The organism is Halomonas sp. SpR1, assembly GCF_031010175.1.
Classification (GTDB): domain Bacteria; phylum Pseudomonadota; class Gammaproteobacteria; order Pseudomonadales; family Halomonadaceae; genus Vreelandella.
The window spans coordinates 96,497-112,884 of sequence record NZ_JAUAMB010000004.1; the positions used below are offsets into that span (position 1 = coordinate 96,497).

General features: G+C 57.3%; 13 protein-coding genes. 6 read left to right on the plus strand and 7 right to left on the minus strand.

Features of this window, described 5'->3' with window-relative positions; all coding sequences use genetic code 11:
- Positions 1–8: 8 nt before the first annotated feature.
- The 6 genes from recQ to QT231_RS04775 all read right to left on the minus strand — a co-directional run bounded on the left by recQ (position 9) and on the right by QT231_RS04775 (position 7,674).
- Complete coding sequence (recQ, locus tag QT231_RS04750) at positions 9–1,829, minus strand: DNA helicase RecQ (RefSeq protein WP_308335775.1); 1,821 nt, start codon at positions 1,827–1,829, stop codon at positions 9–11.
- A gap of 65 nt (positions 1,830–1,894) precedes the next feature.
- Positions 1,895–2,761, minus strand: coding sequence for a carbohydrate ABC transporter permease (locus tag QT231_RS04755; protein WP_308335776.1), 867 nt, complete (start codon positions 2,759–2,761; stop codon positions 1,895–1,897).
- A complete protein-coding gene (locus tag QT231_RS04760) occupies positions 2,758–3,642 on the minus strand; it encodes a sugar ABC transporter permease (protein WP_308321627.1) in 885 nt (294 codons plus the stop codon). The genes QT231_RS04755 and QT231_RS04760 overlap by 4 nt, the downstream gene beginning before the upstream one ends.
- A 63-nt stretch (positions 3,643–3,705) precedes the next feature.
- On the minus strand, positions 3,706–4,989 hold the full coding sequence (locus QT231_RS04765) for an ABC transporter substrate-binding protein (protein ID WP_308335777.1): 1,284 nt from the start codon (positions 4,987–4,989) through the stop codon (positions 3,706–3,708).
- Positions 4,990–4,999: 10 nt separating this feature from the next.
- A complete protein-coding gene (locus QT231_RS04770) occupies positions 5,000–6,139 on the minus strand; it encodes an ABC transporter ATP-binding protein (RefSeq protein ID WP_308335778.1) in 1,140 nt (379 codons plus the stop codon).
- A gap of 113 nt (positions 6,140–6,252) precedes the next feature.
- Positions 6,253–7,674 carry a sigma 54-interacting transcriptional regulator gene (locus tag QT231_RS04775; RefSeq protein ID WP_308321633.1) on the minus strand — a complete coding sequence of 474 codons (1,422 nt, stop codon included), beginning with the start codon at positions 7,672–7,674 and terminating at the stop codon, positions 6,253–6,255.
- 266 nt (positions 7,675–7,940) lie between these two features.
- Between QT231_RS04775 and speB the strand changes: the two genes are divergently transcribed.
- From speB to QT231_RS04805, 6 genes are all read left to right on the plus strand, one after another.
- Complete coding sequence (speB, locus tag QT231_RS04780) at positions 7,941–8,891, plus strand: agmatinase (protein WP_308321634.1); 951 nt, start codon at positions 7,941–7,943, stop codon at positions 8,889–8,891.
- A gap of 102 nt (positions 8,892–8,993) precedes the next feature.
- Complete coding sequence (locus QT231_RS04785; RefSeq protein WP_308335779.1) at positions 8,994–10,376, plus strand: YjiH family protein; 1,383 nt, start codon at positions 8,994–8,996, stop codon at positions 10,374–10,376.
- Positions 10,377–10,386: 10 nt separating this feature from the next.
- Positions 10,387–11,997: a 5-guanidino-2-oxopentanoate decarboxylase gene (locus QT231_RS04790; RefSeq protein ID WP_308335780.1), complete on the plus strand. Its 1,611-nt coding sequence runs from the start codon at positions 10,387–10,389 to the stop codon at positions 11,995–11,997.
- Positions 11,998–12,006: 9 nt separating this feature from the next.
- A complete protein-coding gene (locus QT231_RS04795) occupies positions 12,007–13,485 on the plus strand; it encodes an aldehyde dehydrogenase family protein (protein ID WP_308335781.1) in 1,479 nt (492 codons plus the stop codon).
- A gap of 313 nt (positions 13,486–13,798) precedes the next feature.
- On the plus strand, positions 13,799–14,965 hold the full coding sequence (locus QT231_RS04800) for an AAA family ATPase (protein ID WP_308335782.1): 1,167 nt from the start codon (positions 13,799–13,801) through the stop codon (positions 14,963–14,965).
- A gap of 194 nt (positions 14,966–15,159) precedes the next feature.
- Complete coding sequence (locus tag QT231_RS04805; protein ID WP_308335783.1) at positions 15,160–15,405, plus strand: hypothetical protein; 246 nt, start codon at positions 15,160–15,162, stop codon at positions 15,403–15,405.
- A 39-nt stretch (positions 15,406–15,444) separates the two neighbouring features.
- Here QT231_RS04805 and QT231_RS04810 read toward each other — a convergent pair whose 3' ends face one another.
- Entirely contained in the window at positions 15,445–16,380 is a 936-nt protein-coding gene (locus QT231_RS04810) for a hydroxymethylglutaryl-CoA lyase (protein ID WP_308335784.1), read from the minus strand.
- Between the last annotated feature and the right edge of the window lie 8 nt (positions 16,381–16,388).

The window sequence follows — 16,388 nt, forward strand, 5'->3', positions numbered from 1 at the left end:
TCGCTGTTTTACTCGGCTTCCCTGTGCGCCAGAATAACGCCCAGAAACCCCTCACCGTAATCCGCCAGTTTGCGCGCGCCGATACCGGAGATTTCGCCTAATGCCGCTAGACTCTGGGGTTTCTGCTCAACCATTTCGGCCAGGGTGGCGTCGTGGAAGATGACATAGGCAGGCACGCCCTGGGCCGCAGCCAGTTCGCGACGGTGCTGGCGCAGGGCTTCCCACAGCTCCCCTTGGGGCAGCGTGGTAGAGGCGCCTTTGCTGCCCCGCCGAGTGGCGCTCTTGGCCTTGCTTGGCTTGCGCAGGGTGAGGGCGTGTTCGCCGCGCAGCACCGGCTTGGCGTTGGCCGTGAGCTTAATGCCGCCGTGGCCCTCCATATCGACACTTAAATAGCCGCTGGCAATCAGCTGGCGAAAGAGCGCTTTCCACTCATTAGCCGTTAGCTCTTTACCAATGCCGAAGGTGCTTAGGCGGTCATGGCCAAAGCGGGTGATGCGCTCGTTGCTTTTGCCCAGCAGTACGTCCACCAGATAGGTGACGCCGAAGCGCTGCTCGGTGCGGTAGACGCACGACAGCGCCTTTTGCGCCGCCACGGTGGCCTCCCAGGTCTCGGGTGGAGTTAGGCAGTTATCGCAGTTACCGCAGGGCGCATCCAGATGATCGCCAAAGTAATGAAGCAGCGCCTGGCGGCGGCAGCTGATGATCTCGCAAAGCCCCAGCATGGCGTCGAGCTTCTGCTGCTCAATGCGCTTTTGCTGGTCGGCGGCGCTGGAGTCCTGCTGCATCTGGCGTAGCGTGATCACGTCCTGAAGCCCGTAGGCCATCCAGGCATCGGCGGGCAGGCCGTCGCGCCCGGCGCGGCCGGTCTCCTGGTAGTAGGCTTCGATGCTCTTGGGCAGGTTGAGATGCGCCACAAAGCGCACGTCGGGTTTATCAATACCCATGCCGAAGGCAATGGTGGCCACGATAACCACGCCATCTTCACGCAGAAAACGGGTCTGGTGGTGCTGGCGCTGCTCGGCGGGAAGCCCCGCGTGGTAGGGCAGCGCGGTCAGTCCCTGGCGCTCGAGCCAAGCGGCGGTCTCTTCCACCTTGCGCCGGGAAAGGCAGTAGACAATACCCGCCTCGCCGTCGTGGTGTTCGCGGATAAAGCGCAGCAGCTGTTCCTTGGCGTTGCCCTGATTTTCGGCAATATGGTAGCGGATATTGGGTCGGTCAAAGCCGCTGTTATAAAGCGCTGCTTCGTGGAGCTGCAGATGCTCCATAATGTCGTGCCGGGTGGGCACATCGGCGGTGGCAGTCAGGGCGATGCGCGGCACCTGGGGAAAGCGCTGGTGCAGGTGAGAGAGCTGGCGGTACTCGGGGCGAAAATCGTGGCCCCACTGGGAGACGCAGTGGGCTTCATCAATGGCGAACAGGGCAATCCGGGTCTGTTCCAAAAGCATCTGCATACGCGCCGTGGCCAGCCGTTCCGGCGCGACATACAAAAGATCCAACTCGCCCGCCCGCAGGCGGTTTTCCACATCGACTGCCTCGTGATAATCGAGGCTGGAGTTGAGGTAGTCCGCTCTGACCCCGTTCTGCTTCAGTGCCGCGACCTGATCCTGCATTAGCGCGATCAGCGGCGAGACCACAATCGCAGTGCCTTCGCGCAGCAGCGCAGGGATCTGATAGCACAGCGACTTACCGCCGCCGGTGGGCATCAGCACCAGCGCGTCGCCCCCAGCGATCACATGCTCGATGATAGCCTGCTGCGGGCCGCGAAAGCTGTCGTAGCCAAATACCTCCTGCAGCACCTTCAGGGCTTCGGGGTGGGTGTCGCCGTGCATCAATGCTCTCCCTTGTCTTGTGCTTAAGAGAGAATTGTCGCACGAAAAACGTATGCGGCGTCTGCCTAGCGAATCCCCGCCCTTAAGAAAGACTGCACAAATTGACGTTGGAAAAGCAGGAAAGCCACCAACAGCGGGGCGATGCTAAGCAGTGTGGCGGCGCTAACGGTGGCCCAGTTAACGCCGGTTTCTGGCGCAGAGAAAACGCCTAAGCCCACCGTTAGCGGACGGCTCTCTACCGAGTTGGTGACCACTAGCGGCCAGATAAAGTTATTCCAGTGGTGGCTGATCGAGACCAGGCCATAAGCTAAATAGGTAGGCTTAGCCAGCGGCACGTAAACCTTCCACAAAATTTCCAGCCAGTTGCAGCCTTCGATACGCGCGGCGTCTTCAAGCTCCCGGGGAATGGTTTTAAAGGTCTGGCGGAGCAGAAAAATACCCAGGGCGCTGGCGACATAAGGCAGGCCAATCCCGGTGATGGTGTTGATCAGCCCCAGTTCGCTTGCGATGCGGTAGTTCTCCACAATCAGCACTTCGGGAAACACAAACAGCTGAATAAGCACCAGCATAAACAAAACGTTCTTGCCGGGAATCGGAAAGCGCGCAAAGGCAAACGCCGCCAGGGTGCAGACGATAAACTGGCCAATTACCACCCCCGTCACCAGCGCAAAGGTGTTCAGGTAGTAGCGGGCAAAGGGCGCCTGTGACCAGGCATTGGTGAAGTTCTCCAACGTCAGCGGGGCAAAGAGCTGAAAATTTACCATAAACTCGCTGGGGTGGAAGGCGGCCCAAAAGGCATACAGCAGCGGGAAGACCCAGATAACCGCCAGTAGCCAAGCAGCCACCGTTTCAAGTGACGGAACGAAGACGTAACGAGAGCGGGACGCATAGGTTTTTGAGTTCTTGGCATTTGAGTTCGTGGTGGTGTTCATTGGTAGTGCGTCCTGCGATCTAAAATTGTGAACTTCAGCGTGGCCACTACCGCCAGTACCACCAAAATCACTACCGTAATGGTCGCCGCCGTAGTGCGGTCAAAGAACGAGAAGGCGTTCTCGTAGACGTAATAGAGCAGCAGGTTGGTGGCGTTGTTGGGCCCACCTTTAGTCAAAATAAACAGGTGATCGACAACCCGCACCGAATTAATCAACGCATTGATCAGCACAAAGAGCGTAGTGGGCATCAGCAGCGGAAAGGTGACTCGCCAGAAGAAACTCCAGCGGCTAGTGCCTTCAAGATCTGAGGCCTCTTTTAACTCGGGTGGCATGCTTTGCAGCGCCGCCAAGTAGAAGATCATAAAAAAGCCGGCTTCTTTCCACACCGACATCACAATCACTGAGCCCAGCGCGACGCTTGGGTCGCCTAGCCAGTTAACGCCTGGGATTCCCAGTGCGCCGAGCAGACTATTGAACAGGCCAATTTGCGGGGCGTAGAAAAACATCCAGATATTGGCGGCGGCGATCATGGGCAGAATCGTCGGCGTGAAATACGCCATACGCACAAAGCCGCGCCCCGGCAGCTTGCCGTTGACGAACAGCGCCATGCCCAAGGCCAGCGCGATAGACGTGGGGATGGTGCCCAGCGCGTAGAGCAGGTTATTGCGGGCCACCTTCCAAAACGTGGGGTCATCGAAGAGCACCTGATAATTTTCAAGCCCTACAAATTCAGTGGGCGCACCGCGAAAGCCGGGTAAAAACAGGCTGTTAATGACCGTTGTCACGGTCGGTAAATAAGCAAAAGTGGTCAGCAGTACCGCAGCGGGCAGCAACAGAAGCGCGCCGTAGAGCTGCATTTTGCGGTGGTTGGTGAATGACATAGTGACGTACCGCAATTTGGAAAAGCCGGGGCATGCCCCGGCGAATAGTTAAATATTTAACGCTTAGCGGGCGTAGCGACGCAGCACGCTGTCGGCTTCTTGCTGTGCCTGACTAAGCGCTTCTTGCGGTGTCATTTGCCCGGTCAGCGCAGCTTGCACAGCGTTATCCAAAGCGCGGCGAATGCGGCCGCCTTGGTAAGTGGAGAGTTCCGCCGTGCCGTGTTCAAGCTGGTCGCGGGCCACCGCTGCTGGCGCGAATTCTTCTACGTAGCTTTGCAGCGCATCGGTTTCATAGGCGGCGGGGCTAACGCCCATATAGCCGGTTTCAATCGACCAGGCAGCGGCGCGCTCGGGAGCGGTCATCCAGCGAATAAAGGTCATCGCGGCGCGCTGCTCATCTTGGGTGGTATCTTCAAAAATGTAGAAGTTGCCGCCGCCGGTAGGGCTGCCACGCTGGGTTTTCATCGGCAACATGGCGACGCCAAAATCAAAATTGGCTTCACTACGCACGGCGGTCAGGTTGCCGGTGGTGTGCCACATCATCGCCGTGGATTCTTCGAGGAAGTTCTGGCGTAGCGTACCCCACTCGATAGTGCCGTCGGGCATGGCATTGTGCTCGGTGGCCAGGGAGACCCAGTACTCCAGCGCTTCAACCGCTGCGGGGTCGTCAAAGTAGACTTCCGTACCGTCGTCGCTCATTAGCCGGTGGCCGTTCTGAAAGGCGAAGGCCTGGAACATCCAGTAGGGGTAGCCAGTGGACGGCACCATCACTCCCCACTGCTCGCCGTTGGAGGCTTCGCGTACGGTGGCGGCCATTTCAGCCATCTCTTGCCAGTTTTCTGGGGGCGTTTCGGGGTCGAGTCCGGCGGCTTCAAAGGCATCTTTGTTCCAGAACAGTACGATGGTGGAGCGCTGGAAGGGGATGCCATAGGTCTTGCCATCCAACTGGCCATTTTCCATCAGGCCGGGGTAGAAACTGTCGAGCCACTCGCGTTCTTCGTCGGTTTCGATTAAATCATCGAAGGCGACGATGGCGTTCTGCTCAATCAGTTCGTAAAGATCGATTGAGAACATGACCGACAGCTGGGGCGTGTCACCCGCTTCCATCGCCGACATGGCGCGCACGCGGGTGTCGTCGTAGTTACCGGCGTAGATCGCTTCTACGTCGATATCGGGGTGTTCGCTTTCAAACTCTTCCACCAGATTATCCACGACGTCGGTGAGTGCACCGCCCACTGCGACGGGATAGTACATGGTGAGTACAGTAGGGTCGTTGGCGGCGGCCTGACCGGCACTGAGCAGGCCAGCAGTGAGTGCAGAAAGAGCAAAGGGGATACGGGCACGCATGGGAAACACCTCAACGTTGGGGTTGGAGCTGCGAGTGGGACGAAGCGCTTTCCGCTGACAGTGCAGCGGCGGGTAATAATGAGTAAGCGGTGAGGTCATCACGGCGCAGGCCGTCTCCACCGAATAGGTGAGCGGCCTCGGCTGTCCAGCCGATCCGATACTGCTGGCCAGCCAGCCTATGGCGGCCACTGAGTCGAACCCGCAGGGTATGATCACCGACTGCCAAATGGACGATGGTATCGGCACCCAGGTATTCATCGCTGACCACCATCGCGGGTACGCCAGTCGTCGAAGTGGTGCTTAGCGCGATATCCTCCGGCCGGATGCCTAACTGTCCGCCGACGGCTTCTAATGGCGCCACCGGTGTGTGCGACTCACCTACGATAACGGCACCCTCCTCGCCTGCTTCCAGCGGCAGCAGGTTCATGGCGGGGCTGCCAATAAAGCTGGCGGCAAAGGCACTGGCGGGACGGTTATAAAGCTCGTCTGGAGTGCCGTCCTGCACGATTTTTCCGTACTGCATCAGAATGACACGGTCGCCCATGCTCATCGCTTCGACCTGGTCGTGGGTGACGTAAATCACCGTCATATTCAGGCGGCTTTGCAGCGCTTTGATTTCCCGACGCATATCGCTACGTAGCCGGGCATCTAGGTTGGAGAGCGGCTCGTCCATCAAGCAGATCGGGTGTTCGGATATGACGGAGCGCGCCAGTGCCACCCGCTGGCGCTGGCCGCCGGAAAGCTGGGCGGGCTTGCGATGCAGGTAGTCGGTGAGATCGACCAGTTCGGCGACTTTCGCCAGCCGTTCGCGCTGTTCTGCTTTGGGCACCTTGCGGCTGCGTAGGCCAAACACAATGTTGTCGGCAACGCTTAGGTGCGGAAACAGGGCGTAGGATTGAAACACCATGCTCAGCCCACGATCCCCCGGCGGCAGGCGCGTGACGTCGCGATCGCCGATATGGATTTGGCCGTCGCTGGCCTCTTCCAGGCCTGCAATCATACGCAGCGTGGTGGATTTACCGCAGCCAGAAGGGCCCAGCAGAATGACAAATTGCCCAGGCGTGACATCGAAGGAGATGCCATCGACAGCGGTGGTCGCGTCCCAACGTTTGGTGACGCGCTCCAGGCGGATACGCGATTGGTTTGACATAGCACACACATCACCGGCTGTTGGTTGTTATTGATCCAGCTTGTGTTGAAGGTGTTGCCGTTGTATGACACTTACATGGATGGTTTATGACAGCAGCTGTGTCAAGCAGAAAATCACTTGGCGACTTTAATGCCATAACGCTGCAGCCTGCGCACCACGCTGGATTGACTGATGCCCAGCCGTTCAGCGATTGCGTAGGTGCTGGGAAGTGTGTTGCACAGCTCTTCAAGCGTTTCCCGTTCCAGCCGTGCCAAGTACTGCTTGAGGGTTTCCTGGGGTTCGAGCGCTGTTATCGGCTTTGCTGCTAGCGAGGCGCTCGGCAAACTGGCGGGGTGCTGCTCGGCGTGAGGAAGCACGGCGGGCACCTCGATTTGATCGGTGGGGCTGGACAACCAGGCTCGCTCTAGCCAGTTCTCCAGCTCGCGGACGTTGCCCGGCCATTCGCTGCCCATCAGCGTCGACCAAACGCGGGTATCTAGGATTTTTTGTCGTCCATAGCGCTGGTTAAGTCGGCTTAAACAGGCTTCAACGAGGTCGGGAATATCCTCACGGCGGTCGCGAAGTGGCGGCAGGGTGACGGGGATCACATTGAGGCGGTAGTAAAGATCCAAACGAAACCGCCCGGCCTCAACCTGTTTTGCCAAGTCTTGGTTAGTGGCTACGACCAAGCGGAAATTGACCTTGCGTGGGCGGGTGTCTCCCAGTCGAGTCAAACTGCCATCCTGAATTACCTTGAGCAGTTTCGTTTGCATCAACAGCGGCAGCTCGCCTATTTCATCCAGAAACAGCGTACCGCCCTCAGCCTGCTCTAACAGTCCCGCCTTACCCTGCCGAGCGGCACCACTGAAGGCGCCGGGCTGGTAGCCAAACATCTCGGACTCAAACAGATTCTCGGGAATCGCGGCGCAGTTCACGTCAATAAAGGGGCCGTCGCAGCGCTGACTCCAGCGGTGTAGCTGTTTGGCAAAGGCGGTTTTACCCACGCCTGATTCACCCAGCATCAGCACATTGGCATCTGAAGGGGCGACGCGCTTAAGCAGTAGCGCAATTTCACGCATCACGCTGCTGCGCACCTGCAAGTTGTCCAGGGCGTCATCCAGCGCCTGCTCTTCGGCATCGGGGGCAGCCTGGCTGCGCTTTAAATGCTCGCTAAAGCGTTTTTGCAACAGGGCATATTCGTCCTGCAATAACTGCAAGTCGGTTAAATCCCGCGAGCGGCTGATAATGCGTTCCAGCTTGCCGTCGACGAACACCGGGTAGGCTTCAGCAATCACCCGGCGGCCTGTTCCGGTTATCTGCATCAGCTGTGCGGGCCTGCGGGTGCGCATCACTTCCATGGTAATCGAGGGCTTGAGCACGCCGGCGGCTTGCAACTGCTGAACACTGCTGGCGAGCAGCTCTTCCCGTGAAACGCCGTAAACTGCTTCGGCCCCAGGGCTGATATCCACTATCTGCCCATCGCCACTGACGATAAAGAAGTGGTCGTTGGCGGTCGCCACAATGGTCTGCAGCACGCGTCTATCTATTTCACTCATTCGAGTTCACTCACCTGATTTAGCCACCGACGATGCTTTCTAATCGAACCGTTTTTGAATTACCGATGCAATATTGAATTGAAGAACCGTCAATTTAATGCATTTTTGCATCGAATGGTCAAGGAAAGTGGCGGTTCTAGCGGTTCTAGCGGTTTTAGCGCCTTGGCACGCTATGTGCAATGTCTATTGATAGACAAGCCGCGCTCGCATTGCGATTCAACAATTTCAAATAACGTCTAGGTTCAAATAACGTCTAGGAGAGAACGATGTCGGAGTTTAATCAGCCCCTGGGTGGCAATACCATGCCGCGCTTTGCAGGCCCCGCCACCATGATGCGCCTGCCTTCCCAAGAGACTGCCGAGGGGTTGGACGCGGCATTTATTGGCATCCCTATGGATATCGGTACATCAAACCGTCCCGGCACGCGACTTGGCCCACGCCAGATCCGCGATGAGTCGCGCATGCTGCGCCCCTACAATATGGCGACCCGCGCCGCGCCCTTTGAAAGCCTGCAGGTGGCTGACATCGGCGACGTACCCATCAATACGTTTCACCTGCCGAAAAGCGTCGACATCATCACTGCCTTTTATGACGACGTGCTCAAGCACAACTGTATCCCTCTAACCCTTGGCGGCGAACATACGCTAACCCTGCCGATTCTACGCGCCATGGCGAAAAAGCACGGCCCGGTAGGGCTGATCCATATCGATGCCCACGCCGATGTTAACGAGCACATGTTCGGCGAGCCGATTGCTCACGGTACGCCGTTTCGTCGTGCCCAGGAGGAGGGCTTATTAGCCCATGGCAAAGTCGTGCAAATCGGCCTGCGCGGAACCGGCTATGCGGCAGAAGACTTTGACTGGTGTCGTGATCAGGGCTTCCGTGTTGTGCCCGCCGAAGAGTGCTGGTACCGCTCGCTGGCGCCGCTGATGGAGCAAGTGCGGGAACAGATGGGCGATATCCCGGTGTACATCAGCTTCGACATCGACGGCTTGGATCCTTCTGTTGCCCCTGGTACTGGCACGGTAGAGATGGGCGGACTGACCTCAACCCAAGGATTAGAGCTGGTTCGCGGTGCGGCTGGGCTGAATATAGTCGGCTGCGATCTGGTAGAAGTGTCACCGCCTTACGATCCTAGCGGCAATACCGCGCTAATGGGCGCCACGCTGCTGTATGAGATGCTCTGCATACTGCCGGGCGTTAAGCATAGTAACTAATTTAGATAGTAAGAAAGTTTAGATATTAAGAAAGCGCCGATCTAACAAGGCGCTATTAGCCGCCAGCCCACCTCCAATAATCACTTCCAATGGGTGAACCCTATGTCGTACAGCAACGTTAAATCGGATCAGCCGATCCCGTCGGCACCGATACCTCCCGCGCACTTACTGAAATTTCTGATCCCCTCCATTATTGGGGTACTGCTGTTTTTGGTTCCCTTCCAGGTCGGGGACTCTATTAATATTGGCATGGGTATGATGGCTGATGGCTTGCAAACGCTGCTAGGATCAGCGCTTCCCGCCATCGCGGTGGTCATTCTCTGCCTCTCGGTGGTGGTGACGCTATACGTCAAACTCGCCAAACCTGGCTGGGCACAAAGCGGCCCCTTTCACGATATGTTCGATGTGGGCGTCATTTGGGTCGCGATGCGCGTGCTTGGTGCCATTTTTGTCATCATGACCTTTTTTCAGTTTGGCCCTGAGTTCGTCACCGCCTCGTTTACCGGTGGGGTGATGCTCAATGACTTAGCGCCGGTGCTGCTGACGTTCTTCTTCTTTGCGGCGCTACTGCTGCCGTTTCTGGTCGAGTTCGGCTTTATGGAGTTTATAGGCACCATGGTGCGCAAGCCTTTCCGGTTTATCTTTAATCTGCCGGGACGCAGCGCTATTGACGCCACCGCTTCATGGATGGGCTCGGGTACTGTCGGCGTTCTGATCACCGCCCAGCAGTACGAGCAGGGCTACTACAATGGCCGCGAAGCCTCGGTGATCGCCACCAACTTTTCGGTCGCCTCCATCGCTTTCAGCCTGTTAGTGACCAACTTTGTCGAGATTAACCACCTGTTTGTGCAGTTCTACTTCACGGTGGTGGTCTCAGGTTTGATCGCTGCGGTTATCGTGTCGCGGATTCCTCCGCTGTCGCGTAAATCCAACGACTACTATGAGCCGGTCGGCTGCCAATTAAGCGAAGAGCGTAGCGAAAATGTAGGCCTGTTCCGCTACAGCCTGCTGCAGGCTACCCGTCGCGCAGGCAGTGCTCCTGGGCCGCGTCAGTTAGCCCGCTTGGCTCTACTCAACGTCATCGATATTTTCCTGACGCTGCTGCCGCTGGTATTTGCGATTGGTACCGTTGCGCTGATTTTAGCCGAGTTTACCCCGCTGTTTACCTGGCTTTCCTACCCCATGGTGCCGGTGCTCGAACTGCTGCGTATTCCTGAAGCACAGGCGGCCGCCCCCGCCACGCTGGTAGGGTTTGCCGATATGTTCCTGCCGGCGGTGTTGGCGACCAACATTGAAAGTGAGCTGACCCGATTTGTGATTGCCTGCCTCTCCATGACGCAGTTGGTGTATATGTCAGAGATCGGTGCGCTGCTGCTCAAATCGAAGATTCCCATCAAGTTCTGGGAGCTGGCGGTAGTGTTCTTACTGCGTACCGCGATTACGCTGCCGATTATCGCCTTTATGGCCCATACATTTTTCTTCTAAGGGGCCTGCGATGACCTGCGCTGAGTTACTGATTAAAATGCTACGCGATACCTATGGCGTGCGCGCGCTGTTCGGCATTCCCGGTGTGCACACGGTAGAGCTTTATCGCGGGCTGGAAGGCAGCGATGTACAGCACGTCACCCCGCGCCATGAGCAGGGCGCGGGGTTTATGGCCGACGGTTATGCCCGCGCCAGCGGTCAGCCGGGCGTTTGCTTGATTATCACCGGCCCGGGGATGACCAACATCGCCACCGCCATGGGCCAAGCCCTGGCGGACTCGATTCCCATGCTGGTGATCTCCAGCGTCAACCGACGCGATACGCTGGGTTTGGGCCAAGGGCGGTTGCATGAGCTGCCCAGCCAGCAGCAAGTGATTAGCGGTGTGGCGCGGTTTAGCCACACGCTGCTGGATGCCAACACGCTGCCCGAGGTGCTCGCCCGCGCTTTTGCCGTCTTCAACGGTGCGCGCCCAGGCCCGGTGCATATCGAAATCCCCATCGACTTGTTTAATGCGCCGGTAAAAGCGCCGGTTTCGTGGCAAGCGCCCACGATTTATCGAGCAGCGCCTGATCCCGAAGGGCTTGCCGAAGCCGCGCGCCTGTTACAAGCGGCCCATCAGCCTTTAGTGCTGTTAGGGGGTGGCTGCGTTGCATCGCCAGAAACGGCTCGGGCGCTGGTAGAAAAGCTTGATGCTCCCACGGTCACGACCATCAATGCCAAAGGGTTGCTAGGCCGCGACCACCCGCTGGATTTGGGGGCTAACGCGGCGCTACCCGCCGTGCGCGAACTGGCGGCCAACGCCGATGTGATTCTGGCGGTGGGTACCGAGCTGGGGGAGACCGACTATGACGTGGTGTTTGATGGTGGCTTTCACCTTAATGGCACGCTGATTCGTATCGATCTCGACCCAGAGCAGCTGGTACGTAACCAGCGCGTCACGCTGGGGCTGGTGGGTGACGCCGGGCGCAGCCTTGAGCTTCTGCTTGCTCACTTCCCCGAACCAGTAAAGCGCCACGGCACTGAACGAACCGCCGCCGCCTTGAGCGCGCTGAATCTGCAAAACGACCCTGCCTTTAGCGACTTTGTGCCGCTGTATAAAGTCCTGGCCGAGCACCTGCCCGAGGCGATTCTGGTGGGCGACTCCACCGCGCCGGTGTATGCCGGTAACCACTTGGTCAGTCAGCCAGCGCCAAGGCGCTATTTCAATGCCTCCACGGGCTACGGCACCTTGGGCTATGGACTACCCGCGGCATTGGGTGCGCAACTGGCGTGGGCGGATCTGCCAGTAGTGGCGCTCGTCGGCGATGGCGGGGTGATGTTTACTCTCTCCGAAATCGCCACAGCGGTCGAAGAGCGCCTGCCGGTGGTGATCGTACTCTGGCACAACGCCGGTTACGAAGAGATTCGCCGCTATATGGATGCTAACGGCGTGGCCCGCTTGGGTGTGGATATTCAGGCGCCTAACTTCCTCACCCTGGCCGAAGGTTTTGGCTGCCCCGGCGTTCTGGTAGAAAGCCCGGCCGAGTTTGCCCAGGCGCTCGCCAACCGTGAAACAACCGGGCCGTTACTGATCGAAATTGACGCCGCTGCCTGGCAGCGCGCGTGCGCCTTTTCTGACTAGGATATTTCAATGCCGTCACTCAGCCAGCAGCTTATTAACCAGCAAATGATCAATAACCAGTTTATCAACAACCAGTGGGTCGCCTCTTCAGGCACCCGACTGCTCGACGTGATGAATCCCTACCGCGAAGAGCGCATTGCCCAGGTCACCGCGGGGGACGCAGCAGATGTTGATGCCGCGGTAAAAGCCGCCCAGCAGGCGCAGCCTGCCTGGCAAGCGCTGGGCGGTGCAGCACGGGCAGTGTTCCTTGAAAAGTTCGCCGATGGTCTGGAAGCCCGGCGGGATGCGATCATCACGCTTTCAGCCACCAACAACGGTAAACCACTCGCGGAAGCGGGTATTGATCTGGACGATGCGATTGCCTGCTACCGCTACTACGCGAAACAGGCCAGGGCGCTGGATGACCGCCAGGGCGAGTTGGTGAGTGTGGAGATGGAGGGCGTTGAGGCGCGCACGTATCACGACCCTGTCGGCGTGGTAGGACTGATTGCTCCCTGGAATTTCCCGCTGGTGACCAGCGCCTGGAAACTGGCGCCTGCCTTGGCTGCCGGTTGCACCGCTGTGCTTAAACCTTCGGAAATGACGCCGCTCCCCGAGCTGGTGCTGGCCGAGATTGCCCTGGAGATCAACCTGCCCGCGGGCGTGCTGAATCTGCTTAACGGCGACGGTGAGGGCATCGGTGCGCCGCTGACCAACCACCCTGGTGTGGATAAAATCTCCTTTACGGGTAGTAATCGAGTCGGCGAAGCGGTGATGCAAGCCGCTGCCGCTCGTACGGCTAGCGTGTCGCTGGAGCTAGGCGGCAAGTCACCCATTCTGGTGATGGAAGATGCCGACCCCGCTAAGGCCGCCGACTGGGTGATGGCGGGGATCTACTTCAACGCCGGACAAATCTGCTCTGCGACCTCGCGATTATTAGTGCATGAAGACGTTGCAGAAGCACTCTACGCCGCCCTTGCCGAGCGTATGGATTCGCTGACGCTGGGTGATCCGCTCGCCGAAGGTACCGACTTAGGGCCGTTGACCAGCGCCAAGCAGCGCGATGCGGTACAACGCTATCTGGACATTGCCGAACAGGAAGGCCTTACGGCAGTGCGCGATATAAAGCACCGTATGCTGCCTGAACAAGGCTACTTCCTCGCGCCTACGCTTTACCGTGATGTGCCGCTAGAGAGCCGATTATGGCAGGAAGAGATTTTTGGCCCGGTGCTATGTGGTCGCAGCGTGGCAAGCGAAGCTGAAGCTATCCAACTCGCCAACGACAGCGACTACGGCTTGGCAGCCACCGTCATCAGCGGCGACCCCGAGCGCGCCAAGCGCATCGGTCGCCAGCTCAAAGCCGGTAGCATCTGGTACAACAGCGAGCAATTAGTGCTACCCGAAACCGGCTGGGGCGGCTTCAAGCGTAGTGGCATTGGTCGCGAACTCGGCCCTTGGGGGCTAACCGCGTATCTCGAAGTGAAACACGTAATTGGGCCTGCTGATTGAAATGAATATGTGTAGCAAAGTCTGAGTCTGGGGCCAATTAAACTCCCATTCATTGGCTCGCTAAATTGCACTGGCTTTTTGTAACGGTTATTGTACCTGTATCTCCGCCCCTAGCTGTAAGCAATCCCCTTCATCTCAGGATTTGCCGAACCCAGGGGCGTTTTTGTTTTCGCAAGATACAAGCTAATTAGTTGAAGCCGCAATCTTTAATTGGAGGCAGTTTTTTTGAATCTGCCCATAATACGAGCTTATTGATACTTGACTGCTGTGTCAGTGACAGCGGTGTTATAAATAAAGAGTGGGAAAATCGGCCATGAAAAAACTGCATGTTGAGAAAATTGCCCAGATCAAAACAGCAGATGTGCAGTTCGGCGATCTGACTCTGTTGGTAGGCCCTCAGGCTAGCGGTAAAAGCATATTTCTTCAGCTGTTCAAGCTTGTGGAAGATCATGGCCCGATTACCACAGCGCTAAAGCGATACGGTTACAGTTACGAGCCTAGTGAACTTGAAGGCGCTGGCGACCCATTATTGACGCTTATGTTTGGTGAAGGCATGGGGGCAATTTGGGAGGAGCAGAGCCGAGTCCGCAACGATGAGCAGAGTGTTTCTCTATCCTCGTTGCGGAAGGGTAATTCGAAGGATGTAGAGTCGGTTTTCTTTGTCCCAGCTCAACGTGTTCTGACGCTGGATCAGGGGCGACCGCGTAGCTATGAAAGCTTTGCTGCCTTGGATCCATTTGTTGTCAAAAGTTTCAGTGAAAAACTGCGTCGTTTAATGGAGCAGGGGCTAGGTGGGCAGGGCAATCAGCTGTTTCCCATCAAAAGCCGACTTAAAGAAGTGCTACGCGAGCGAATTGATAACAGTATTTTCCATGGTGCCACTGTTACTCAGCAAGTTCATGATCTGAAAAAACGCATTGTCATTAATGCGGGGGGGGCAACGCTTCCCTATATGGCTTGGTCGGCTGGTCAGCGAGAGTTTATGCCGCTGCTATTTAGTCTTTACTGGTTAATGCCATCAGCGGGCTCTGCACGGCGTAAAGGCGTCGACTGGGTGGTGATTGAAGAGCCGGAAATGGGCTTGCATCCTCAGGCTATCCAATCAGTGCTACTGATTTGCCTTGAGTTAATTTATCGTGGCTACAAGGTGATTATATCTACCCACTCCCCACTGCTGTTAGAGGCCGCCTGGGCTATCCGTACTCTACAGGAGTTCAAGGGGGCTCCAGAAGCACTTCTAGAGCTATTTGACTTGCCAAATTCGCCCGGAATGCGTGATGTATTTAGTTCGGTACTATCTGAAAAAGTTTTGAAAAGTTACTATTTTCAGCCAAGTGTGGATGGAGTGACTACTCGAGATATTTCATCTCTGGATCCTTTCTCTGAAGATGACTCTATTGCCGATTGGGGCGGTATTACTGAGTTCAGTAGCCGAGCATCCGAGGTAATAAGCCGCCTAATGCAGGGGGCGGGCGAATGACCTTGAGAAAGAATTTTCCTGTTGCGCTAAACAGAGACCTTGGTGAAGGCGCCTACAATAAAGGTTTGAAGGCCCTGAAGGCTGTTGACAGAAGCCACGTTCGGCTGTCAGATCCACGTCTATGCCACGGTAGCGCTGATATTGACACTAGGCTCGCAGCGGAGCTGCCCCATGCAGCGCGCTGGGATTATGTAGTGGCACACGACAACCAATTACATTTCGTTGAGGTGCATCCCGCCCATACCTCTGAGGTGAGTCAGGTAAAGAAGAAAAAGGAGTGGCTTACTGAGTGGCTGAGAGATTCAGAGGTTGGACGGCTGGCGGCCGACAAGCGCTTTCATTGGATTGCTAGTGGCAAAATAGCCATCACTAAAAACAGTAAGCAAGCCCGCGCTGCCGCTCAGATGGGCCTAAACCCCATTCGGCTGTTGACGCTTTAAGGGATCATTAAACGCATGGCTGAATGATGGCTAAGCGACTTACCGCCCTGGCATCGCATAACGCCGGGTCGATTTCCCGGCTTTTACCACCTGCCCCGGAACGTCATGGCCGATAAGGTCGGGGAGGGTGGCGGCGACCTCAAGCAGGGCATCCAGGTCGACACCGGTATCGACGCCCATGGCGTCAAACATATGCACCAAATCTTCGGTGCATACATTGCCGCTGGCGCCGGGGGCGAAAGGGCAGCCGCCTAGCCCGCCTAGCGAAGCATCGAAGCGGGTAATGCCCGCCTGCCACGCCGCTAGCGCATTTGCCAAGCCCATCCCGCGGGTGTTGTGGAAGTGCAGCGTAAACGGCGTTTCAGGCCAGCGTCCAAGTACCGCTTCACACAGTTGCTTGACCTGGGCGGGGTTGGCCATGCCGGTGGTGTCGCACAGCGTGATGCCCTGAATACCTAAGTCGATTAGTTTTCCGACCAGTTCCAGCACGCGCGTTTCGGGGATTTCTCCCTCAAAGGGGCAACCAAAGGCCGTCGACAGAGAGGCGTTGATAAATACGCCGCTTCCCTGTGTCACTTCCAGAATAGCGGCGAACTGTTCAAGGGATTGCTCGGGTGTCATGCGCAGGTTCGCCAGCCCGTGGCTATTGCTAGCGGACATCACCAGATTGATTTCATCCACCTGGCAGGCAAGTGCTCGCTCGGTGCCCTTTACATTAGGTACCAGCACGGTGATATCGACCCCTTCCCGACGTTGAAGACCGGTTACCACTTCAGCAGCATCACGTAGGTTGGGGATCGCCTTGGGTGAGGTGAACGAGGTCGCCTCGATGCGGCGTAGGCCGGTGGTAGAGAGCGCGTCGATCCAGCGAATTTTGTCTTCTGTGGCTACAAAGCGTGCCTCAATCTGCAGGCCGTCCCGCGGGGCGACTTCGTTGATCTCGATCTTAGTGGGGCACGGTGAAAACTGGCGCATAACAAACT